This is a genomic window from Streptomyces sp. NBC_00859 (assembly GCF_045161865.1).
Taxonomy (GTDB): Bacteria; Actinomycetota; Actinomycetes; order Streptomycetales; family Streptomycetaceae; genus Streptomyces.
In genome coordinates, this window is record NZ_CP108826.1 from 3,478,512 (window position 1) to 3,498,352 (window position 19,841).

Consider the following 19,841-nt stretch of genomic DNA (forward strand, 5'->3'; position numbering starts at 1 on the left):
GCCCGGTCACTGTCCGGAAGACGGCGGCCGGGCCACGGCTCGCACAGGGCGCCGCAGCCCGGCCCCGGCACCGCATCGCGCTCCGCCGTGGCCGGTGCGGCGGACAGCGCCTAGGCGAAGGGCTGCGGCCACTGGTTCTGTTCCTCCTCCGGCAGACCGGCGAAGCCCATCCGCACCGGCCCGTCGATCAGTCGGGGATGCCCCCGGAACTGCGCCAGCGGGTCCAGAGACATCGGCTGCAGTTCCGGGATCACGACAGCGACCGCCGTCAGCCCGGCCACCCGCAGTTCTCGGCAGGTGCGGTCCACGGCCACCGCCTGCATGCCGGCGGCGGCCAGCCGGTCCAGCAACTCCTCCACCGCTTCCTTTGGATCTGCGGGCAGCGCGGGGCCACCGGTGGAGGGGCGGCGGTCGGCCAGCCCCTGGGTCAGGAAGGCAAACGGCTCCCCGTACTCCGGCCGGGCCATCATCCGTGAACCGTCGAGGAACTTGAAGTCGCCGTATGTGTCCGGGAGTTCCTCGTCGGAGCGGTAGCACTCGCGGATCGTCAGGAGTTCCAGCAGGCAGCGCTCCGCGGCCTCGCCGAGACTCCGGCCGGTGCCCGCCCCGATGATCTGCCGGATGGTCTCGTCGTGCGGAGCGATCTGCAGCGCGTAGACGGCGGGCACGCCCAAGTCCGTGGTGGCGTCGAAGAGCAGGGTCCGCAGGAAACGCCGCTCGCCCCAGTCCAGCAGCTCGCGGGCGCCGGCGGTGAACACGGCAGGATCGACCGGTGGCAGCGGCAGTTTCTGCAGCCAGGTGAGCGCGACCGAGTCCCGCTCGAACAGCTCCATCAGGCCGCCCAGCACGGCGGCGTAGGGATCGGTGTGGACCGACTGTCCGGTGGAGATCTGCGCGACGAACCGTTCGGCGCCGCTCGCGCGGAAGCCGTAGCAGGCCATCACCGTGGGCACCCAGATGCCCTGTCCGGTCATCAGGTCCACGCCCCGGCTCCAGTGGATCGGAGCGTCCGGATCGTACCGGCGGACCGGACAGCGCGGATCGGCGTACTCCCGGTCCGAGCAGCGCGGCACCCGGCTCATATCGAGCGCCGGACCGTCGAGTCCGGACGCCGTGGCCAGCAGCGGCTGCTCGTGAGGCCGCCGTCCCGCATAACGCTCGGCGGCCTCGGCGGTGGCGACGACGTAGGAGAGGTACTCGTCGTCGAGGACCCGGCTGCCGCCCGAGGAACCGGAGGAGGGTTCCCGTGTCGCACCCGGCGCCCCGCTGCCCACGTTCGCGGAAGCCATCTTCAGACGGGGCAGCCCGCGCAGGCCGGGGGCCGGCCGGACCGCGGAGACCAGCCCGACCGGGGAGACCAGACCCGCCAGCGCAGACTCGCGGAAGCGCTCTTCCGCCGAGGTGTCCGGCCGGCTGTCGGAGGTGATGGCCATCTGTCCTGTCTCTGAGCAAGTTTCGCCGGGGTCGGACGGAAGTGGGGTCGGACGGGAAGTGGGGGTCGGACGGGAGGAGGCCGGGGAGAGCGGGCGAGCCCGAGGAGGCTCGCCCGCCGTTTCCGTCAGCCACCTGTCGTGGCGGTGACCGGACTCAGCAGCCGCCGCCCTCGCCACCACCACAGCCGACGCCGCACGGCTCACACCACATGAAGGCGCCGCCCCACTCGTCGACACCGGCAGCGAGCTTCTCCCAGTCCGCGTTCGCCTCCTCGGACAGCGTCAGGTCCAGAGAGTCCAGAGAGGTGTTCTCGACCATAGTCACTGGCATTTCGTTCTCCTTCTCGATACGAAGAAAGGATGCAGTCCACCCGAAAGCCCAACGGGGTGAAAATACCGCTGGAGCGCAATAGGCAATCCGCAGCCGAACGGGTCACCAAGTCAACCGGGCGCCCGGTAACGCGTCAACGACCAACCGTGCAGCACTCCGCAATACTGGCCCTGACCAGTGGAAACGTTGTACAACTGAGTACGTCCGAACTTGTACAGGATCAGCCTGTCTTCGGAATTCAGGTGCATGCAGGACTAGCCATACCGCATTTTTATCCGCTACGGTGTGGCCGCAGCGGACATGAATTCAGCCTGGAATTCCTCTGGGATTGAAAGGTTCTCTGGGACTGAAAGGTTACTGAGATGAGCGTGCTTCGGGGAGCTTCGATCCTGGTCACCGGCGGCTCCGGATCCTTCGGTCTGGCATTCGTCCGCCATGTACTGGCGGCGAACGACCCCGGCTGCGTCGTGGTCTACTCGCGCGACGAGCTCAAGCAGTACGAAATGCGGAACGCGCTGGCCGGCGACCGGCGGGTGCGTTTCCTGCTCGGCGACATCCGGGACCGGCAGCGGCTCTCCCAGGCCATGGACGGCATCGACTACGTGGTGCACGCCGCCGCCCTCAAGCACGTGGACGCGGCGGAGCACTATCCGACCGAGTACGTGAAGACCAACATCGACGGCTCCCGCAATGTCATCGACGCCGCCGTGGAGAACCGGGTCAAGGGCGTCGTCGCCCTCTCGACCGACAAGGCGAGCAGCCCGATCAACCTCTACGGCGCCACGAAGATGGTGGCCGACAAACTCTTCACCTCGGCAGGTGCGACACTCGCCGGCGAGACCAGGTTCTCCGTGGTGCGGTGCGGGAACTTCATGGCCAGCCGGGGCTCGGTGGTGCCGCTGTTCCGCCGGCTGGCCGCCGCGGGTGAGAGCCTGCCCGTCACCGACAAGCGGATGACCCGCTTCTGGATGAGCATCGAACACGCCGTCACCTTCCTGGTGGATTCGTTCGACCTCATGGCAGGCGGCGAGCTCTTCGTGCCGCGCCTGCCGAGTGTGCGGATCATGGACCTGGTCGAGGCGGTCGCACCCGGTGCCACCACGTACGAGATCGGCCCCCGGCCCGGCGAGAAGCTGCACGAGGAGATGATCGCCGCGGAGGACAGCCACCGGGCCTTCCAGCTCGGCGACCGTTATGTGGTCACCTCCGCCACCCGGGCCGCCGACCAGGAACTGACGCCGGGGTGGCGGCCGGTACCGCAGGAGTTCGCCTACCGCTCGGACTCCAACGACAGCTGGCTGTCGGTCGGGGAGCTGAAGGCCATGCTGGAACGGACCGAAAGCTGACCGGCCCGGCGAGCCGGGGCCCCGAGACGCATTTCTCGGTGCGGTACGCACTGCGCCACCACGCGCGCTGGGACCACCCGGCACGCACAGGGCGGTGCCGCCGAATCCTCAGGCCCTGGCGCCGAGCACGTCGCATATCCGCTGTGCGATCCCCTCGCCGGTACCCCACCCGAAGGCGTTCAGCGCAGCTGCCCGGTCCGGCCTCGCCGCCCCGTCCATGGCCCGCTCGATGGCCTGCCGGACCGCGGCCGGCCCCTCATCCACCGACGCCGTCTCGATGAGGCCGGATGCCTCCAGGTGCCTGACCCGGCCCAGGAAGGTCTTCGGGAAGCCGCGCGCCGACTCCTCGTCCAGCAGCGCGACCGTGGGCACCTGATTCCAGGCCAGGTCGCAGACGGTGGACCCCATCGCGTCATTGAGCACCACGTCGGCAGCCCGGAAATACATCTCGGGCTCCGAGGTGACACCGGCCCAGACCACCTCGGCGCCACCGGTGTCCGCGCCGCCGACGGCCAGTCCGGCCCCGGTCGGGCGGTCTGCCAGCACCAGCAGCCGGGCGCCCCGACGCGGATGGCGGCGCCAGGCCCCGATGGCGGCCGCCGCCATCCGACGGCTCTCCGGCCGGGTATTCATCCCGCCCAGGCTCAGCACCGCCACCTCGTCCCGCTCGGGGATACCCAGCGCGGCACGGGCAGCGCCACGTTCGCCGGGGAAGGGCTGGACCACCGGACCGGGAAAGCTGAGCGGTGCGGTGGTGCCGTACGTCTCTCGCCGGTTCTGCGGGAAGTCGAGCACCATGACCTCGTCGGCCGCGTCGAAGAACCGGTCGCCTTCCGGCATTCCGTACTCCGCCCAGAGAGCACAGAGCAGCATCACACAGGGCCGTTTCCAGACCCTGCGGGCGAACGGCAGCGCCCACATGACCTCGTCCGAGACCACCAGATCCGGGCGGGGCACAGCGGCCAGCGCCCGCCAGACGGCTTTCGCCGCGGCTTCGCCGAAGCCCTCGCCGGGCAGTTCGATGGGGGTGCACGGCACACCGCGCATCTCGTAGTAGGTGATCGCGCTGCCGTTGGCCATGATGCGGACCGTGTTACCGGGCCGTCGGCGCAGCTCCTGAATCACCCTCAGGTCGCGTGCGGCGTGCCCGAACCCGTGGCCGCGGGTCAGAAACAGGATCTCTGCCATGCTTCTCCTTGGTCAGCGCCGGTCAGCTGTCGTGCGACGTTCTTCCGTGGATGGCCTGCCGGTCCTGCAGGGTTTCGATGTGATCGGCCAGACTGCCCCAGTCCGCAGCACAGTTCCGCGCCAGGGCGAGGATCGCCGGTGCGCTGTGCGAGGGGATCGCGGCAGCCAGCCGCGGCCAGGCGCAGTCCCCCGCGTGATGGGTGATCAGCATCCGCAGCAGCACCCGGCCGGCGCTGCTGTGCCGCATCGAGGGGTCACGCGAGAGCCGCGTCAGCAGCCGGCGCCGCTCGCCGAGCGCGGCCGAGACCTCCAGCGACGGTTGACCGGCAGCGCCGGCCGGCGACTCCTGACGCTGACCGGCCGGGACAGGGTCCAGGCCCTGCAGCAGCCGCTGCTTGACGTCCCGGGCGGTACCCAGCGAAATACCGGCCCGGCGTGCGATCTCGCGCAGCGACAGGCCCGGGTCGTCCCGTATCAGGTCGGCGGCCCGCGAGCGCCCTTCGGCGGTTCGCATCGGGCGCGCTCGGCCGTCCCTTCCCACCCGCCGGACCGGCGCCGGGAGGTCCTGCATGGCGCGGCGCAAGCCCGCGACCGTCTTGGTGGCCAGACCGCTGGTACCGGCTATGCGGCGGTCGGACCAGTCCGGATGACTGAGCACAAGGCGTTGAGCGGCGGCCGTTCGGTCGGCTCTGGATGGCGGACGAATGGCGGGGCCGCCTGAGTGATGCGTACCAACAACGGACAACGATGCCTCCCCCGAGGTATGTGCGGCATTCCCTGTTGCGGTCAGATGCGGAATCGACCCGCGATCGGGCAGATCAGAGGCCTTCGGGCACTCGGATCTCCCTTGCCGCGCTGGATATTACGCTGTTACGTTGACGATGGTCCAGACCAAAGGTCAAGCATGATGATCTGCGGTCGCCACGTGCCACCTGCGCGATTGCACGCCGAAGCGCCCTGAGATCCACAGGAGTTGAGCGACCTGCCGACCGCCCTTCGCAGCGCCCGCCTGCTTGCCGACTGCGCTGCCCTGACCTTCGACCGGCAGGCGCAGAGCACCTGCTGGCCCTGGTGGCACTGGACCCGGCCGGACCACGAGACGGTGGTGGAGCTGATGCGTGGCACCCCTCGGCTGTCCGGCCCGCTGGCTGAGCTGGCTCGCGCCCCGCAGGACGTGGCCGCGCACCGGCGGCTGAACCTGGCGCTGGCCGAAGAGCTGGCCGGACTGTCCCCGCTGGCAGCCGAGTTGACGGCCGCACTGGACATCATCGAGCAGTCCGCCCGGCTCGGCCTGCACCTGGGTGAGGAGCTTGCAGGCCTGTCTGCCGCGAGCCCCATGACGGCGGAACAGATCCTGACAGGCATCGGGCATCTCGCGCCCGGACCTGGTACCTCGCCCACCCGCGTCACCGTGGTCGTCCCGTTCCGAGCCAGTGACCCGCACGACGGCCGGGCTCGTAACCTGGCGGCCTGCCTGGCCGGTCTGGCCGACCAGGACCTGCCGCGCGACCGGTACCGGATCGTGGTGGTGGAGAGTGACGCCGAGCCGCGATGGCAGTCCGCCCTGGAACCGCATGTGGACCGCTACCTCTTCGCCTTCAACCCAGGCCCGTTCAACAAGGCCTGGGCAGTGAACTGCGGGGTGGCGCACGGCGGTTCCCCGGACGAGCTGGTCTGCGTGCTGGACGGCGACGTACTGCCGAACGCCGACTTCCTCTCCCGGGGTGCCGGGCGCTTCACGCAGGACCCCACCCTGCAGGTGCACTGGCCCTACCGCGACATCATCTTCGCCGATCCGGCCGGCAGCGACCACGCCGTGGCCCAGCGCTGCACCATGGGACGGCCCCTGGTCGACCTCGCCACCCTGCGCGGGGCCTTCCTGCGCAGGCCGCCCGGCGGCTGCATCTGGGTACGGCGCCGGCTCTTCGACCGGATCGGTGGCCTGGACGAGCGGTTCGAGGGCTGGGGCGGCGAGGACAACGACTTCGCCTGGCGAGCCGACTTCCTGGGCGGTGTCGAGCGCTTCGACGACACCCTGGTCCACCTCCATCACAACCGCGCTCACCCCGATGCCAGCACCCCGCCGCCCACTCGCGGCCCTGATCACCACTGGTGCACCTGGCGCCCCGCCGCACCGATCGGCGACCTGGCCAAGTACCGGACGACAGCTGAAGACCCGTCGCCTCAGCCGTAGCGGCAGCCCATCGGGCGGGCCGGGGGTGAGAGCGCGCCCCCGGGGAGGTCGCGTGAGGACGCCGCAGCAAGGGACGAGGGACGAGCTGCCGGCCCGGACGGCTGATCCGGTTGCGGCAACAACTGCGGCGTCGCTCCCGTTCGACGCCGACGCCCGTGCCGCAATCGTCCGGCCACAGCGGCAGCAGGACGTCAGGAGGCGTCTTCAGCCGGTCATGTCCGGTAAGGCCCGCCCCGGAACAACACACCTCCGCGCGCACACGGCCGGTCGTCCCTTCGATGCGCCGCATCGGGGCGCTCGTCCGGTGCCGAAGCCGGCCGCAGCCGGACCTACGGGGCGCCGCCCGGACAGGGCAGGCAGGCAGGCAGGCAGGCAGGCAGGCAACGCGAGGGGCACTGCGTACAGCCCGCAAGCCCGCAGGCTCCGGGCATGAAAAAACCCCAGGTCACGGCGAGTGAGTCCTGGGGTGATTCCGGGCCGCCTTCGGGATTCGAACCCGAGACCTACGCATTACGAGTTGTCCGATCTTGTTCCGAGGGCGTCCACCGTCGTCCCGCAGAGCGGCTCCACGCCTGCCCCCAAGGGTTGTTGGAGCCCCATGGACATTCACAGATACCCGTGGAACGAGCGCCTACTGAGACCGCGATTGAGACCACGACCGCTTCTTCTCGAATAGCGTGCGGAGAGACGATTGACCAGGATCGTTGAGTATATGTGCAGGTCGGAGCCTTGGCGTGCGTTGGTGCCGGGAGGCGTGATTTTCTTGATCCACTCCCCGTTCGCTCCCCAGGGTGTGGCACGGTGGCCGCCCCCAGCGGGGCCCCTGGAGGGAGGGGCGAGGTTCCCCAGAGCTAGCGGTTCAACTAGCGACCACTGGGCGCGGCTCGGCCTTCCGACAGGTCAGGCGGCGTCTTGAGTCGCTCGGTCTGCCTCGTACTTAGTCCATGCACGTTCGAGTGTCTCGATAGCCGCGGTGATAGCGCCGCACTCCTCAAGGTAGTCGAGCTGGCCCTGCCGCCCCTTGCGTGAGGGCCAGTCGGGATCGGCGGAGACATCCCGAGCTAGGTCCCCGATGGCGTTGTGCTGATCGGCATGGGTCTTCAACCACGCGGTGAAGCTCTTCGGCTTAGGCATGCCCGCATCCTTCCGTCGCTGCGTTCTGGCTAACCCTGCCGCTCTGAGCTACTGGACACTGGGGGCGGAGCGTTCTCCGCTACGCAGCAGCCCCGGTGCCGCCCCTGGATGAAGTAGAGAAGGCTCTACCGCCCTGGGACCACGACGGATTTCAGAGGGTCAAACCTCCAGCGGAACGACTTGGTCAAGATCTGCATCGCCCCCTGTGGAGACGTCTGAGCCCACGTATGGCCCACAGAGCGACTCGCACGGCATTAGAGGCCGAAAGCGGACCATCCTGTCCTCGAAGCCAAGTACAGGGCACCTCCGTAAGGCGCCTTACGGAGCCCCGCGAGCGCCTTACGCTGGTCCGCACCACCATTAGGCCCTTAGAACGGAGCGCTTCACGGATGGGACCCAAGACAGCAAAGGCCTACGAAGCAATCCGCGCCCGGCTCGCATCTGGCGAGCTGGCGCCCGGCGAAAAGCTGCCCTCCGAACGCACCATGGTGGAAGAACTCGGCATCGGCCGCACAGCCCTGCGCCAAGTACTCGCAAAGCTCGTAGCCGAGGGGGCAATCGAGGTGCGGGGGCGCAGCTCGTACCGCGTCCCTGGGGTCACCAGCGTCGCCCGCCCTGAGGGCCTTGCCCCGTGGAAGATCCACGGCGAACGTACCCTCTATGACAATCGGTGGGTCAAGCTCGAACTCTGGGACGTCGAGCCCCCTGGCGTCGAGCGGTTCGAGCATCACGTAGTGAAGCTTCAGCACGTCGCTATCTCCGTCGTGCTGGATGATCAGGACCGTGTACTGCTGCTCTGGCGGTACCGATTCGTTCCGCGGCAGTGGGGCTGGGAACTTCCCGGAGGGATCGTGGATCCCGGCGAGAGCGCACACGAAACGGCACTCCGCGAGGTCGAGGAAGAAACAGGGTGGCGTCCGGCCCACCTTGACCACGCGGTGACTTATCAGCCGATGGTCGGGATGGTCGACTCACCCCATGAAATCTTCGTGGGCCGGGGCGCCGAGCACGTGGGAGAACCCACGGACGTGGAAGAGGCCGGCCACGTCGAGTGGGTCCCACTGACTGACGTGCCGCGCTTGATGGCCCAGGGCGACCTCATGGGCTCCGGCACCCTGATCGGCCTTCTGCATGTACTGGCGAACCGCAGTGGGGCCCCTACAACTCCTGCGTAAGGAGATCGATACGACGGCGATGCCGTACGGATCCCGTACGGCTAGCCAGCAGCCGCGCCGCGCGCAGGTGGGTATCGACCTGGTCGTACTCACCGCGCGCCAAGTGCGCTTGCGCGAGATCACACCGGAGCCCCGCCTGCGCCCGCACGAACGTCGGGTCTACTCGCTCAAGAGCCCCGTACAGCTCGGTGATCGCGTCGCCGTCACCCAACATCGCAAGGACATTTCCGCGCCATCGTTCGAGGTGCGACCCGTTGAGGAAGATGCTCAGCATGTCGGGGTCCCGGTCCTCCGCCCCGCCCGGAATACTCGCGGCCGCTGCGTCGAGCGCTCGTCTACTGTCGACCGGCAAACCCGCGCGGGCACACACCTCAGCCTCTGTTGAGTACAGCCATGCCAGCAGTCGCGGAGACCCCTGTCGACCAAGGACCCTCTGAGCGTCACGCACGAGATCGACCGCCAGAGCAGGGCGGCCCGCATCGCACAGGACGTACGCCTGCTCCCCCATCGCATGAGCCAGGTACATGGGGGCCTCTGCGTCCCTAGCGGCCCTCTTCGCGACCTCGTAGTGACGCCAGGCCCGCTCAACTGCGCCAGCATCCAGTCCCTGCCAAGCCGCCAAGGTGGATGCACCGGCTAAGGCAAGTGCCACGGGCCGACGAGCGTCCGGCAAAACAGCAAAGTTCAGCGTTTCTTCAAGCTTGGCCAAGTGGCCAGCCATCTGGTCAATAAGACCCGATGAGCCCATCTGACGGTCCATGGTCCGTAGCAGCTCTGTCTGCGCGTTGAACGACTCCACCATGCTGCCGCCGATGCTGCTCGCCGTGTCGATCCGGCTGAGCAAGTCGTCATATCCATCTGCTGCTGGCGCCTGCACAGGTGCGGCTGCGACGGGCCTCAGCTCGTCGTCCGTAACCCCAAGAAGACGCCGCAGGATCACCGCATAGCGGTCTGAGATCGCCCGCTTGCCGTTCTCCCACTCGGAGACGTACACGCGCAAGCTCGCGGTCGAAGCGACATCCGTCGCGTGCTGTCTCGCGTACTGCTCGATCTCTCGGACTAGCCGCTCCTGGGACCATCCGCGTTTTTTTCGCGCGCCCCGAAGGCCTTCACTCACATGCCACCGCCGAGCGATAGATGCCGTCGCTGTCCACTCCAGCATGCACTACGTCACCGCAGGTCAACAGGGGTTAACAGGCCCCGTGTTAAGCGCTGTTGGCTACCGGACACCCCACCTTCCGAGGTCTCCTGATTAGGCGCCAGCAAGGCAGAACGGCAGGGGAACCCGCCGAACACCCTTGACTCTGGTGCGCACCAGATGCTTACCTTCTGGTGCGCACCAGATGACCTCGGTCCGGTGGCGCAACGCCCGGAGAGCTCCGTGAAACGGGTCGGCTCGATGGAAGCGAATGCGGTCCTTGAGAACTGAATAGTGATCATGCGGGGCTGACGCGAGAGTGGCGGTCACGGCAGGTGCCTAGGTGTTCTGTCCACGGAGGTTGGTGACGGATCCCACGGCTTGAGGATCTTGAACGAGTGAGGGCCTTCCGGGTTCGGTGTGGATTGCGACATCTACACGGAACGATCAGAAGGCCCTCATGCCCCACCGTAATGCACCCCTGACCGAGACCGGGCGTCTGCGTCTGGCCCGCTGCGTCGTCGAGGACGGCTGGCCACTGCGCCGGGCCGCCGAGCGCTTCCAGGTCTCGCCCACCACGGCTCAGCGCTGGGCGGGCCGCTACCGCGAGCAGGGCGAGGCCGGGATGATCGACCGCTCCTCCCGGCCTCACCACAGCCCCCGCCGGACACCGACCCGCACCGAGCGGCGGATCATCAAGGTCCGTGTCCTGCGGCGCTGGGGACCGGCCCGCATCGCCTACCTGCTCGGGCTGAACCCAGCCACGGTCCACCGCGTCCTGACCCGCTACAAGCTGGCCCATCTGGCCCACCTGGACCGGGCCACCGGCCGGGTGATCCGCCGCTACGAACACGCAGCCCCCGGCGACCTCGTCCACGTCGACATCAAGAAACTCGGGAACATCCCCGACGGCGGCGGCCACAAAGCCCTCGGCCGGCAAGCAGGCCGCAAGAACCGGGCAGGCGCCGGCATGAGCTTCCTGCACAACGCCGTCGACGACCACTCCCGCCTCGCCTACAGCGAGATCCTCACCGACGAGAAGAAGGAAACCGCCGTCGGATTCTGGCAACGGGCCCACGCCTACTTCACCGCCGCCGGGATCACCGTCAAGCGGGTCCTCACCGACAACGGCGCCTGCTACAAGTCCCACCTCTGGCGCAACTCCCTTACTAATCAAGGAGTTTCACACACGCGCACCCGTCCCTACCGGCCCCAGACCAACGGAAAAGTGGAGCGGTTCAACCGCACCCTGCTGGACGAGTGGGCCTACGCACAGCCCTACCGCACGGAAGCCGAACGACGCGACGCCTACCCGCGATGGCTCCACACCTACAATCACCACCGCGGACACACCGCGCTCAAGGGCCAACCACCCGCCAGCCGCGTCCCCAACCTCACGGGTCAGTACACCTAGGGCGAGAGTCCGGGGGCAAACCGCCGCGATGAACGCAGCTCTCCCCCTACGCGCCTGGCAGGCGCCGCCCGATCTGGGTGGGGGGAAGACCAGCGGGGCCCCAATGCATGTGGCGGTAAGAGTGAGACCGCCCCCGCGACGACCGGGTGATGTCGTCGGCGGCACGCCAACTGCACTCCGGTGCAGCCGCCCTGCTGGCGTCAGGGCAGTGATGCTGACGCACCTGATTCACAGGCTCGGGACCGCAGGACCGTAACGACGGTCCTGCGGTGAAGCCCTGACCTACCGCCGCAGCTCTCTTACTGCGGCCGGTTGCCTCCTTCGGCCGTCCGGACACCCTGCGGGGTGTTCGTACGGACGGGGTTGCAGGGAGCCGGACTTCTGCTGGTTCCACAACGGCGGGCGCCCCCGGAGCGGTAACTCCGGGGGCGCTGTTCGGGCCGTTCCACCCACTAAGGAGACACGACCCATGAAGAACATCGTGACTGTTCAGGACCTTGTTACTGCGTTCGCTCCGTTCATGGAGCCCACCGACGCAGAGCTGGACGCCATCGAGGACGAGGCGCAGCTGATGGCGGCCGAGCTTGAGCTGCTGGACGTACAGATCGCCCTGCTCGATCGGCCGGTGTCGCCGTTTGACGAGCGCCGCTTGCGGCGGGCCGCGAACAAGGTGATGGCTGCTCGTGCCGAGGTCGCCAACCGCACTGCCGCGGTTCGAGAGGGTGACGCCGCATGATCCGCATCGTCACTACATCCCGTCTCGAACAGCTCCAGCACGCCGCCCGCACGGCCGACGAGCACGCTCGGCAGAGTGCCAGTGCTGCGAATGAGGCGTTCGGTCGGCACGTCCGCGAGCTGTACGCCGTCACCGACCGCGCGGAGCGGGCGGAGACGACCACGGCCGAGACGAGCAAGATCCTGGCCGGTGCGCTCGATGAGCTGGCCGCTGCGCAGAAAGATCTCCTCCTCAAGGACAGCGAGATCGATCGCCTTCGTGGTGAGCTGGAGAGCGCGCCGACAGTAGGGCAGTCGCTCACGGTGCTGCTCCACTACGGCGAGCCGCACACGATCTACCGCACGCAAGCGGAAGCCCATGCCGACACCGTGACGCACGGGGCCCGCCCGGACGAGTGGAAGCCCTGTGGCGGTGAACGCCCGGCGGCTGAGTCCACGTGGCGGTGTGAGGCGTTCATTTACGACGCCGAATCCAACGGGTACCGCCGGGCGTTCCTGCCGTCTCCGGTGCCGGTTGGGGGTGCGGCGTGAACAGTGTTCAGACGCGTTCAGCAGAGAAGGCGCTGTCGGGTGGTACGTGGTCGATCGTGGGCGGGGCGATGCTCTACTCGATCCTCACGGTGTCACCGTTGATGGCGGAGCACACGGCTGATCGGTGGGACTGGACGGCTCCAATCTTGCCGCTCGTGGTGGATGCCGCGGTGGTGATTGTGGTCAAGCTCGATGACGTGCTGGCCCGCCTGGGCGGGCACGGCGGACGCTGGCCCACCGTGCTGCGCTGGATGACGGGCCTGATGACGCTCGCTCTCAACACCGCCGACTCGGCCCTGAAGAAAGACCTGGTCGGCGTGGCTGTCCACTCCGTTGCGCCGCTCCTTCTAATCGTCACCGCGGAGACCAGTCTTGCCTACCGGCGCGCTATCGCCGCGGCCGTAGCGGGGCTGGAGGCAGAGCAGAAAGCCGAGCATGCCCAGCATGAGCGAGCGGCCCAAGAGGTGGCCGAGCGGGCACGTCAGGAGGCGCGGGAGGAGCGCGAGCACGCCGCGCAGTTGTCGCGTGAACAGCGCGAGCACGAGGCGCTTTTGGCCCGTGAGCAGACCGAGCGGGAGGAGCGCCGGCGCCGCGAGGAGCGTGAAGAGCGAGAGCGGGCAGAGGCTGGTGAGCGGGAGATCCGTGAACGCCGTGAACGCGAGCGTGAACACCGTGAACAGGAACGCGAACGCCTTGAACGACAGGGCCGAGAGCGTGCCGAAGATGAGCGGCGCGAGCGGGTGGAGAAGGCGGCCCGTGAACAGCGTGAACGCGACGAGCGGGTGGCCCGTGAACGAGAAGCATTGCTTGAACGCGGCCCCGCGCAGAGCAAGCTCCCCGAGGACGAAGCCCGCCGGATCGTGGCAGCGGCGTACGAGTCGACACTGACCGTTCGCCAGGCTGCGGAACTGTGCGGCTGGTCGGTCGGGTGGGTGTCCACCCGCTACGCCGAACACCGCGACCCCAGCCACACCGGCGCTGAACTCGCCATCGCAAGTAACTGATGGCCTCCCTGCCCATCTACCGATGGGGCCTTGCCCCGGACGGCTACGCCACGTACCGGCAACTGCGTGCTCTTGGACTGCGGCCCGGTGGCCAGGACGTCGCCGCCCAGTTGGAGCGCCCGCGCCGTCGCCGGGGTCCGCTGGTCGCCTACCTCTACCGCATCGACCGTGCGAAAGCGGTGCGGCCGATGACGCCTGCGAGGTGGGCGGCGCTGGCGAAAGCGAATGCCGCCCGCCGTATCTGCCCCGCCTGCCGGCGCGATGCCGGTTACACGATCCCCACCTCGCTCGGCGTCTGCGTCGCCTGCGCGGACGCTCCCGCACTCGCCGCCTGAACCGGAGGTTCCTCCCGCTATGAGTACACAGACCAGCCCCAACGCCCCTGGCACAGCGGTTGCCCCGCCCCCGTCGCATCACTGGGTGATCAGCCTGAAGAAGCCGGGTGTCGCGGTCGGCAGCTGGCATTCCGCCTACACCCCGCCCGCCGGCGCCACCCGGCAGGAGGCCTTCCAGGCCATCAAGGACCTGGTGATCGCACAGAACCCCCCGATGGCCGGCGCGGTCGTCATCTTCTTCTCACTCGAACCCAACCTCCTGTGAGGCAGGTACTCGTGAACCGTCGTCTCGTTCTTCCCGCCGCGCTCCTGGCCGGCGCCGCAGTCGCCGTCGTGAACGGGCTGCGCCTGGCCGCGTACAGCGTGCCGCTCCCAGTGGTCGTGACCTGCTCTATCGCCGCGTTCAGCGTCGTGGTCGCGTCCGTGCTGCATCTCGCGATTGCGGCCCTGACGACGACGCACCGCTGCCGAGAAGCCGGGTGCGACTTCCGGGTCCAGCTCCGCAACGCCGACGCGGTCGAGAACCGGCGGTGGCAGGAGATCGCCGCCCGTCATCCGCACCGCTCCTGAACAGCCCCGATTTCACGCGGAGGCCCGACCGCCAGCCGTCCAAAGCGTCGGTCGGGCCCCCTTCTCCCGCAAAGGAGTGACATCAGCATGACCGAGACCCACACGGAAGCGGCAGTAGTCCCTGCAGCTGCCCCCGTTCCTCCTGTCGAAAAGCCCCCGGACTCCACCCCGGCCGCTGCTGTGGTGGAGCACACGCCGGGTGGTTGGCCGGTGGTGCCGCTCGCGGTGACCGGTACGAACAGCACGATCGGGGTCATCGCGGCCGCCGCTGTCGCCGGGGGCCCGCTGGCGGCGGCGGTGGCGGCGACCGGGGCTGCGGTCCTGGGGACCGCCGCTGTCGTCCGCTCCACCCGCACCGCACGCAAGAACACCCCCCGCCGCAGCACCGGCCGCACCGGTCGGGCCATGTCGTCGGCGGGTCTGGGCCGTGCGATGCGGTCAGCTTCCACCGGCCGCCTCCCGTCACAAGGTCGTACGTCGTCGCAGGGCCGATCCTCGGGCCGCAAGAGCGGAGCGACCGGTGCGGGCAGCGGTCGCACCGGTGGTCTGCTCAAGTCGGCTGGTGGCAAAGGACGTTCGTCTGGCCTGGCCGGTGCTGCTGGTGGGGCGGGTGCGGGCAAGCACCGCAGCAGCCCATCCACCGGCCGAGCAGGCGCCGGATCCGGTGGGCGTTCCGCGCTCGGTCCAGGCCGTACCACCGGCCGATCGCAGACGGGCACCGGCACAGGCGCGGGTGGTCGGGTGGGGCAGGTCAAAGCCCTGCGGCAGGCACAGAGGCAGCAGGCCCCGACCCGCTCTGCGGCCCGGACCCAGGGCACAGCCAACCGCCGGAACGTCGCGGATGCCCGCCGCGACGCCAAGACAGCCGCCCGCACCGCCGGCGCCTCCTCGAGGGGGGCCGTGGGCCGCACGACGGCCAAGGCCCTGAAGGGTGCGGGCCGCATAACCGGTGCTGCGATCAACAAAGCCCGTCAGACCGCTGACCGGCGCACCCAAGGCCGCGTCGACAACAAACGGGCGGCGGTACGTCATGCCGGGGCCCGCCGGAGGGCACGCTCCGCGCTGCTGCGTTCCGCGGCCCGCATGCACGGCCGCCGCCTGCTCGCCGCGCTTCTCGCCGCCCCGCTCGGGGTGCTCGGCATGCTCACGACCCCTCTGGGACGCAAGCTCCGCCTGGGCTGGCTCATGCACCCCGGACGGCGCTTCTACCAGCGCATGATGCGCTCCGCCGCGGAGCGCAAGGCCGCCCGCGACGCCACTGCACGGGAGCGGCTGGCCGCTGAGAAGGAAGCCCTCGACGCCGAAGCCGCAGGTGAGGCTGCGGAAGTCGGCGACACCGTTCAGCGCCCGTTCCACCTGGTCCCTGCCACGAACACCACGCCTGTGGAGGTCGTCAGCATGTCCGGTTTCAAGTTCGAAGAGGCCGCTGCCGAGATGGAGAACGCGGCCCGCACCTACGAGCCCGAGAACAGCATGGAGATCCTCTCCATGGTCGAAAACCTCCCCGAGGCTCTGACCTCGGTCGCGAACACCTTCCGCATCCTCGCCGAGCGCTCCGACAGTGAGTTCCCGCTGGAGAAGGACGTGGCCGGGGCCTTCGACGAGATCTACGGCGCCCTCATGCGGGCCGTCGACTCCTCCGCCGACCTGGGCCAGCTGTTCCACCAGGTCCACGAACACGACATCGCCCGCCATGAGGACCCGCGTAACGGGCCCGAGGCCGAGAAGGGCTGGAACGTCTGACATGAGCACCAGTACCGCGACCACGAAGAACCAGCACAGTGGCCCGGTGCTGGACTGGGCTGCCGGTCACGGACCCGTGACCGGCGCCTTGTCCGCCACCACCGGAGCCTTCGCCCTGGCCACCACCGGGGCCGCGACCGGTATGCCGCCCGGCTGGGCCCTGACCGTCGGCGCCGCCGGCGCCATCGGCCACAGCATCGCCGGACTACGCCACCGCAACGCCGGGCGCACCGTGGCCACCCGCGCCGCCTCCTGGCTCGTTGGCGCCGGATGGACGACGTGGGCCATGAGCACCGGCCCCCTGACCTGGACCGCGCTCGGCTCCCTGGCCGCGATCGGTGCCGGTATGGGAGCCGCCGCCCACACCACCAGCCTCTACGAAGAAGCCCGCGAGGAGGAAGCGCTGGCCGCGGCCGAACGCCAGGTCGCAGCCGAACTCTCCGCCGACCGCCGCGCCATCGCCGCCGAATGGGTCGACCGGATCCAGCGCGTCTGCGGGATCACCCTGCGCGTCCTGGCCGTGGAGATGTGGCCGACCGGCACCGGCTTCACCATCGACGCCGAACTCCCGCCCGGTGGCACGACGTACGGGCGGATCGCTCAGGAGTCGGCCAAGCTCTCCGCCGACGCTCGCCTGCCGCACGGCTGCACCGCGACCGCCGGCCCCGGCATCGACCAGGGGCGCGTCCTGATCGACGTGACCACGGCGAACGTGCTGGAGCAGGAGGTTTTCTACCCCTCCGACTACAGCCGTCTGTCCATCCACACTGGCATCCCCTGGGGGCTGCGGACCAACGCTGAGGAGATCCTGGCGTTCCTGCGCGAGCAGTGCGCGCTGGTCGTCGGGCCGACGGGGTCGGGCAAGACGAACATGGTTCACACGATCCTCGCCGGGTTCGCCCGCGCCGAAGACGTGCTCACGTTCGTCATCGACCTGAACGCCGGGTCCGCGGGCCTGCCCTGGGTCCGCCCCGCCTTCGACACCAACGGGACCCCGTTGGGGGGCATGCGGCCCGGTATCGACTGGCTGGCAGCCTCGCACAAGGAGGCTCTGGCCTTGCTGGATGCGCTCGTGCGGATCGCGAAGCACCGCAAGACCGCCTACCAGGACCTCATGTCCCAGGCGAACACGGACCTGTTGCCGATCAGTGCCCGGATTCCTCAGATCATGCTCGTCGTGGACGAGGGTGCGGAGATCCTCGCCAGCAGCGACCGGGAGGTCCGCAAGCTCGCCGACCGGATCCTCGAAGTCATCCGGATCTCCCGCGCCATGGGGATCCGCACCGTGCTGACCGCGCTCGGCGCCACCGGGAGCGTGCTCGGCAACCTCATGATCCGCCGCGAAGCAAAAGTCAGGGTCGCCCTGACCGGCGGGGAGAAGGAGGGCATGGACCTGGGCAAGCAGTTCCCCGGCTCCCGTGGTCTCAAGCCCGAGCAGGCCCCGTACAAGGGATCCGGGTTCATGGGGACCCCGGAAAGCGAAGTGGCCCTGTTCAAGTCATGGCGGATCCTGCCCAACCAGATCCGTGACATCGTCGCCGCTACCTGCGAGCGTCACCCCACCCTCGACGGCCCGTCCGCAAAAGCCGCCGGCGACACCTACGCACAGCGGTGGAACCCCGACCGCACCGCATGGATGCGCGACGGGACCGCCACCCCGGCCGAGACCGCCCCGCCCGCAACCAGCGGACACGCCCCGGCTGGGGGAGGACTGAACCTGTCCGCTCTGCGCGACGAGCCGTCGCCCGCGGACAGCGCGGTCACGGACGCTGCGGTGCGGGCGTTCATGGAGCAGATCGACCAGCAATTCGGCACCGCACCCGAACCCCCGAACACCTCGGAGCGTCCGGCGGCGCCGGGGCTGAACCTGTCCGCGCTGCGGGCCGGAGACAGCGACGCCCGGCAGGCCGCACTCCAGATCCTGATGGACGCCGGGCCGGAGGGCACCGGCGCCTCAGCGATCTCGCGGACTCTCGCCGATGGGTACGGCACCACCCGGCAGACCATCGTCGGATGGCTCAAGGAATGGGCCGAGAAAGGCGAAGCGGTCCGTGTCGGGGAGGGCACCAAGACCCGCTACGTCCACCGGAATCACACCTGAGCACGTCCCGGCTTGTCGCCTGTCACCCCACCCCGCCCGAGAACGCCTCCACGCGGGTCTGTGAGGGCCGAAAACAGGTTGTGACCTGCAAGGCGACAAGCGACAAGACAAGACAAGCGTCAAGCCGCACGACAAGCCAGACGACAAGCAACGCGACAAGCCACCGGCGGGCCGCACCCCACTTCGGGTGCAGCCCGCCGGACGTCTTCGGGAGGCCGCTCATGATCGTGACCCTGTCCGCCGTCGCCCTCTTCGGAGTGCTCACCCTCGTCCTGCTCCGAAGCCGCACTGTCGGCCCGCTCAACGCGCTCACGGTGTTCCTCTTCGGGTTCTTCGTCGCCGACACCGGAGCCGCCACCGCTATACGCGCCGTCCTCAACGCGCTCATCAACGCGGCCCACAACATCTCCTGACCCCACCGCCCGGAGGCCCCGATCATGACCGAGCACGAGCATTCGATGGCGGCCTGGGGGCCGCGGATGAGCGACGCCGAAGCCAACGCCGAAGCCCGCCGCATCATCGACAACATCTACCGCCCCACCCCGCCGATACTGTCGACCCCCACCTCCTTCAGGGACGACACCCCGACCCCGCAGGTTGGCGATGCCTCACCTGTCCATCAGGACGATCACCGCATCGTGCCCGCATGGGCCGCCGGGGCCGCGGTCGCCTCCATCGGGATCGGCGCCGGCACGACCGGTATCGGCTGCGGCGCCTGGCTCGTCCTCAAGGGATTCGCCTCCATGAGCGTCACTGGAGCCGTCGCCATGGGCGCCCTCTTCACGGGTATCGCCTTCGCCGCGCTCTGCATCGGCGCCGCCTTCTCCCGCGCCAAGTCCAGCGTCTCCAAGCACATCTACAACGGGCCGGTCACCAGGAACACCCACGTGACCACCCACACCAAGGGCACGTTCGCCCGCTCGCACACCCACCTGCACGACTGACCGGAGCCCGCCATGACCGCTGAGACCACGAATGCCGCCAGCTTGGCCGACCAGGCAGCCGAGACGATCCGCTCCCTGAACTACGCCACCCTTCCCAACGCCGGTGCTCTGGCCTTCCCCGGCGACGCCTACAGCACCATCGGCAACCTCTCCATCCTTGCCATGCGCCTTCCCCAAGCCCTGCACCAGATTGGGGCGTTTATCGACCGGCAGCACGAGATCGACAGCCTCTACAGCGACCAGGGACCCGAGGACCTGATCGCCCGGATTACCAACCTGCGCAACGCCACAGGAGACGCCGTACGTGCAGCAGAAGCGCTGTATGCGGCCCTTGATCAGGCCCACAGCGCGCTGAGCCCGATCGACGCCCGCGGACACAACCTCCACGACGACCCCGACGAAATGCCGTGCGGGGAGGGCATGTGCCGGTGCTACTGCACCGGCACCGGACATCCCTGTGGCTGCGACTGCCCGCACGACGACGACTGCGACTGCGACTTCTGCCTGATCGACGCCTGACCCCAC

21 protein-coding genes are annotated in these 19,841 nt (G+C 68.9%); 15 read left to right on the forward strand and 6 right to left on the reverse strand.

Features of this window, described 5'->3' with window-relative positions; translation table 11 throughout:
• Nucleotides 1–110: 110 nt before the first annotated feature.
• The gene (locus OG584_RS14970; protein ID WP_405778321.1) at nucleotides 111–1,433 is read right to left on the reverse strand and encodes a YcaO-like family protein; all 1,323 of its coding nucleotides are present in this window, start codon (nucleotides 1,431–1,433) and stop codon (nucleotides 111–113) included.
• Nucleotides 1,434–1,587: 154 nt separating this feature from the next.
• A complete protein-coding gene (locus OG584_RS14975; RefSeq protein WP_405778322.1) occupies nucleotides 1,588–1,764 on the reverse strand; it encodes a hypothetical protein in 177 nt (58 codons plus the stop codon).
• A 362-nt stretch (nucleotides 1,765–2,126) separates the two neighbouring features.
• Here OG584_RS14975 and pseB point away from each other — a divergent pair, with 362 nt between their 5' ends.
• On the forward strand, nucleotides 2,127–3,110 hold the full coding sequence (gene pseB, locus OG584_RS14980; RefSeq protein ID WP_405778323.1) for a UDP-N-acetylglucosamine 4,6-dehydratase (inverting): 984 nt from the start codon (nucleotides 2,127–2,129) through the stop codon (nucleotides 3,108–3,110).
• A gap of 108 nt (nucleotides 3,111–3,218) precedes the next feature.
• Here pseB and OG584_RS14985 read toward each other — a convergent pair whose 3' ends face one another.
• On the reverse strand, nucleotides 3,219–4,298 hold the full coding sequence (locus OG584_RS14985) for a hypothetical protein (RefSeq protein WP_405778324.1): 1,080 nt from the start codon (nucleotides 4,296–4,298) through the stop codon (nucleotides 3,219–3,221).
• Between the two features lie 22 nt (nucleotides 4,299–4,320).
• Nucleotides 4,321–4,812, reverse strand: coding sequence for a winged helix-turn-helix transcriptional regulator (locus OG584_RS14990; RefSeq protein ID WP_405778325.1), 492 nt, complete (start codon nucleotides 4,810–4,812; stop codon nucleotides 4,321–4,323).
• Nucleotides 4,813–5,271: 459 nt separating this feature from the next.
• On the opposite strand from OG584_RS14990, the gene OG584_RS14995 reads away from it, so the two are divergent.
• A complete protein-coding gene (locus OG584_RS14995) occupies nucleotides 5,272–6,492 on the forward strand; it encodes a glycosyltransferase (protein WP_405778326.1) in 1,221 nt (406 codons plus the stop codon).
• A gap of 900 nt (nucleotides 6,493–7,392) precedes the next feature.
• Here the strand turns inward: OG584_RS14995 and OG584_RS15000 are convergent.
• Nucleotides 7,393–7,626 (reverse strand): YozE family protein, encoded by a 234-nt coding sequence (locus tag OG584_RS15000; RefSeq protein ID WP_405778327.1) that lies wholly within the window; start codon nucleotides 7,624–7,626, stop codon nucleotides 7,393–7,395.
• 389 nt (nucleotides 7,627–8,015) lie between these two features.
• Between OG584_RS15000 and OG584_RS15005 the strand changes: the two genes are divergently transcribed.
• The gene (locus tag OG584_RS15005; RefSeq protein ID WP_405778328.1) at nucleotides 8,016–8,801 is read left to right on the forward strand and encodes an NUDIX domain-containing protein; all 786 of its coding nucleotides are present in this window, start codon (nucleotides 8,016–8,018) and stop codon (nucleotides 8,799–8,801) included.
• Here OG584_RS15005 and OG584_RS15010 read toward each other — a convergent pair.
• Nucleotides 8,785–9,795, reverse strand: coding sequence for a helix-turn-helix domain-containing protein (locus OG584_RS15010; RefSeq protein ID WP_405778329.1), 1,011 nt, complete (start codon nucleotides 9,793–9,795; stop codon nucleotides 8,785–8,787). The genes OG584_RS15005 and OG584_RS15010 overlap by 17 nt on opposite strands.
• 604 nt (nucleotides 9,796–10,399) lie before the next feature.
• Between OG584_RS15010 and OG584_RS15015 the strand changes: the two genes are divergently transcribed.
• From OG584_RS15015 to OG584_RS15070, 12 genes are all read left to right on the forward strand, one after another.
• Entirely contained in the window at nucleotides 10,400–11,353 is a 954-nt protein-coding gene (locus OG584_RS15015; RefSeq protein WP_405778330.1) for an IS481 family transposase, read from the forward strand.
• Between the two features lie 469 nt (nucleotides 11,354–11,822).
• Complete coding sequence (locus tag OG584_RS15020; RefSeq protein WP_405778331.1) at nucleotides 11,823–12,089, forward strand: DUF6284 family protein; 267 nt, start codon at nucleotides 11,823–11,825, stop codon at nucleotides 12,087–12,089.
• A complete protein-coding gene (locus OG584_RS15025; protein ID WP_405778332.1) occupies nucleotides 12,086–12,619 on the forward strand; it encodes a hypothetical protein in 534 nt (177 codons plus the stop codon). Before OG584_RS15020 ends, OG584_RS15025 begins: the two co-directional genes overlap by 4 nt.
• On the forward strand, nucleotides 12,616–13,623 hold the full coding sequence (locus OG584_RS15030) for a DUF2637 domain-containing protein (protein ID WP_405778333.1): 1,008 nt from the start codon (nucleotides 12,616–12,618) through the stop codon (nucleotides 13,621–13,623). Before OG584_RS15025 ends, OG584_RS15030 begins: the two co-directional genes overlap by 4 nt.
• The gene (locus OG584_RS15035) at nucleotides 13,623–13,958 is read left to right on the forward strand and encodes an RRQRL motif-containing zinc-binding protein (RefSeq protein ID WP_405778334.1); all 336 of its coding nucleotides are present in this window, start codon (nucleotides 13,623–13,625) and stop codon (nucleotides 13,956–13,958) included. The genes OG584_RS15030 and OG584_RS15035 overlap by 1 nt, the downstream gene beginning before the upstream one ends.
• Before the next feature lie 19 nt (nucleotides 13,959–13,977).
• Entirely contained in the window at nucleotides 13,978–14,223 is a 246-nt protein-coding gene (locus OG584_RS15040) for a hypothetical protein (RefSeq protein ID WP_405778335.1), read from the forward strand.
• An 11-nt stretch (nucleotides 14,224–14,234) separates the two neighbouring features.
• Entirely contained in the window at nucleotides 14,235–14,528 is a 294-nt protein-coding gene (locus OG584_RS15045) for a hypothetical protein (protein ID WP_405778336.1), read from the forward strand.
• Nucleotides 14,529–14,615: 87 nt separating this feature from the next.
• Nucleotides 14,616–16,271, forward strand: a complete 1,656-nt coding sequence (locus OG584_RS15050) for a hypothetical protein (RefSeq protein WP_405778337.1) — start codon at nucleotides 14,616–14,618, stop codon at nucleotides 16,269–16,271.
• A 1-nt stretch (nucleotide 16,272) separates the two neighbouring features.
• A complete protein-coding gene (locus OG584_RS15055) occupies nucleotides 16,273–18,372 on the forward strand; it encodes an ATP-binding protein (RefSeq protein ID WP_405778338.1) in 2,100 nt (699 codons plus the stop codon).
• A gap of 221 nt (nucleotides 18,373–18,593) precedes the next feature.
• The gene (locus OG584_RS15060; RefSeq protein ID WP_405778339.1) at nucleotides 18,594–18,785 is read left to right on the forward strand and encodes a hypothetical protein; all 192 of its coding nucleotides are present in this window, start codon (nucleotides 18,594–18,596) and stop codon (nucleotides 18,783–18,785) included.
• A 24-nt stretch (nucleotides 18,786–18,809) separates the two neighbouring features.
• Nucleotides 18,810–19,316 (forward strand): hypothetical protein, encoded by a 507-nt coding sequence (locus OG584_RS15065; protein WP_405778340.1) that lies wholly within the window; start codon nucleotides 18,810–18,812, stop codon nucleotides 19,314–19,316.
• 12 nt (nucleotides 19,317–19,328) lie between these two features.
• Nucleotides 19,329–19,835, forward strand: a complete 507-nt coding sequence (locus OG584_RS15070) for a hypothetical protein (RefSeq protein ID WP_405778341.1) — start codon at nucleotides 19,329–19,331, stop codon at nucleotides 19,833–19,835.
• Nucleotides 19,836–19,841 lie beyond the last annotated feature (6 nt).

Excerpts from the sequence above, each read along its gene's own strand:
- OG584_RS14970 (WP_405778321.1), bottom strand. The coding sequence starts at position 1,433 with ATGGCCATCACCTCCGACAGCCGGCCGGACACCTCGGCGGAAGAGCGC.
- OG584_RS14975 (WP_405778322.1), bottom strand. The coding sequence starts at position 1,764 with ATGCCAGTGACTATGGTCGAGAACACCTCTCTGGACTCTCTGGACCTG.
- pseB (WP_405778323.1), top strand. The coding sequence starts at position 2,127 with ATGAGCGTGCTTCGGGGAGCTTCGATCCTGGTCACCGGCGGCTCCGGA.
- OG584_RS14985 (WP_405778324.1), bottom strand. The coding sequence starts at position 4,298 with ATGGCAGAGATCCTGTTTCTGACCCGCGGCCACGGGTTCGGGCACGCC.
- OG584_RS14990 (WP_405778325.1), bottom strand. The coding sequence starts at position 4,812 with ATGCGAACCGCCGAAGGGCGCTCGCGGGCCGCCGACCTGATACGGGAC.
- OG584_RS15000 (WP_405778327.1), bottom strand. The coding sequence starts at position 7,626 with ATGCCTAAGCCGAAGAGCTTCACCGCGTGGTTGAAGACCCATGCCGAT.
- OG584_RS15005 (WP_405778328.1), top strand. The coding sequence starts at position 8,016 with ATGGGACCCAAGACAGCAAAGGCCTACGAAGCAATCCGCGCCCGGCTC.
- OG584_RS15015 (WP_405778330.1), top strand. The coding sequence starts at position 10,400 with ATGCCCCACCGTAATGCACCCCTGACCGAGACCGGGCGTCTGCGTCTG.
- OG584_RS15020 (WP_405778331.1), top strand. The coding sequence starts at position 11,823 with ATGAAGAACATCGTGACTGTTCAGGACCTTGTTACTGCGTTCGCTCCG.
- OG584_RS15025 (WP_405778332.1), top strand. The coding sequence starts at position 12,086 with ATGATCCGCATCGTCACTACATCCCGTCTCGAACAGCTCCAGCACGCC.
- OG584_RS15035 (WP_405778334.1), top strand. The coding sequence starts at position 13,623 with ATGGCCTCCCTGCCCATCTACCGATGGGGCCTTGCCCCGGACGGCTAC.
- OG584_RS15040 (WP_405778335.1), top strand. The coding sequence starts at position 13,978 with ATGAGTACACAGACCAGCCCCAACGCCCCTGGCACAGCGGTTGCCCCG.
- OG584_RS15050 (WP_405778337.1), top strand. The coding sequence starts at position 14,616 with ATGACCGAGACCCACACGGAAGCGGCAGTAGTCCCTGCAGCTGCCCCC.
- OG584_RS15055 (WP_405778338.1), top strand. The coding sequence starts at position 16,273 with ATGAGCACCAGTACCGCGACCACGAAGAACCAGCACAGTGGCCCGGTG.
- OG584_RS15060 (WP_405778339.1), top strand. The coding sequence starts at position 18,594 with ATGATCGTGACCCTGTCCGCCGTCGCCCTCTTCGGAGTGCTCACCCTC.
- OG584_RS15065 (WP_405778340.1), top strand. The coding sequence starts at position 18,810 with ATGACCGAGCACGAGCATTCGATGGCGGCCTGGGGGCCGCGGATGAGC.
- OG584_RS15070 (WP_405778341.1), top strand. The coding sequence starts at position 19,329 with ATGACCGCTGAGACCACGAATGCCGCCAGCTTGGCCGACCAGGCAGCC.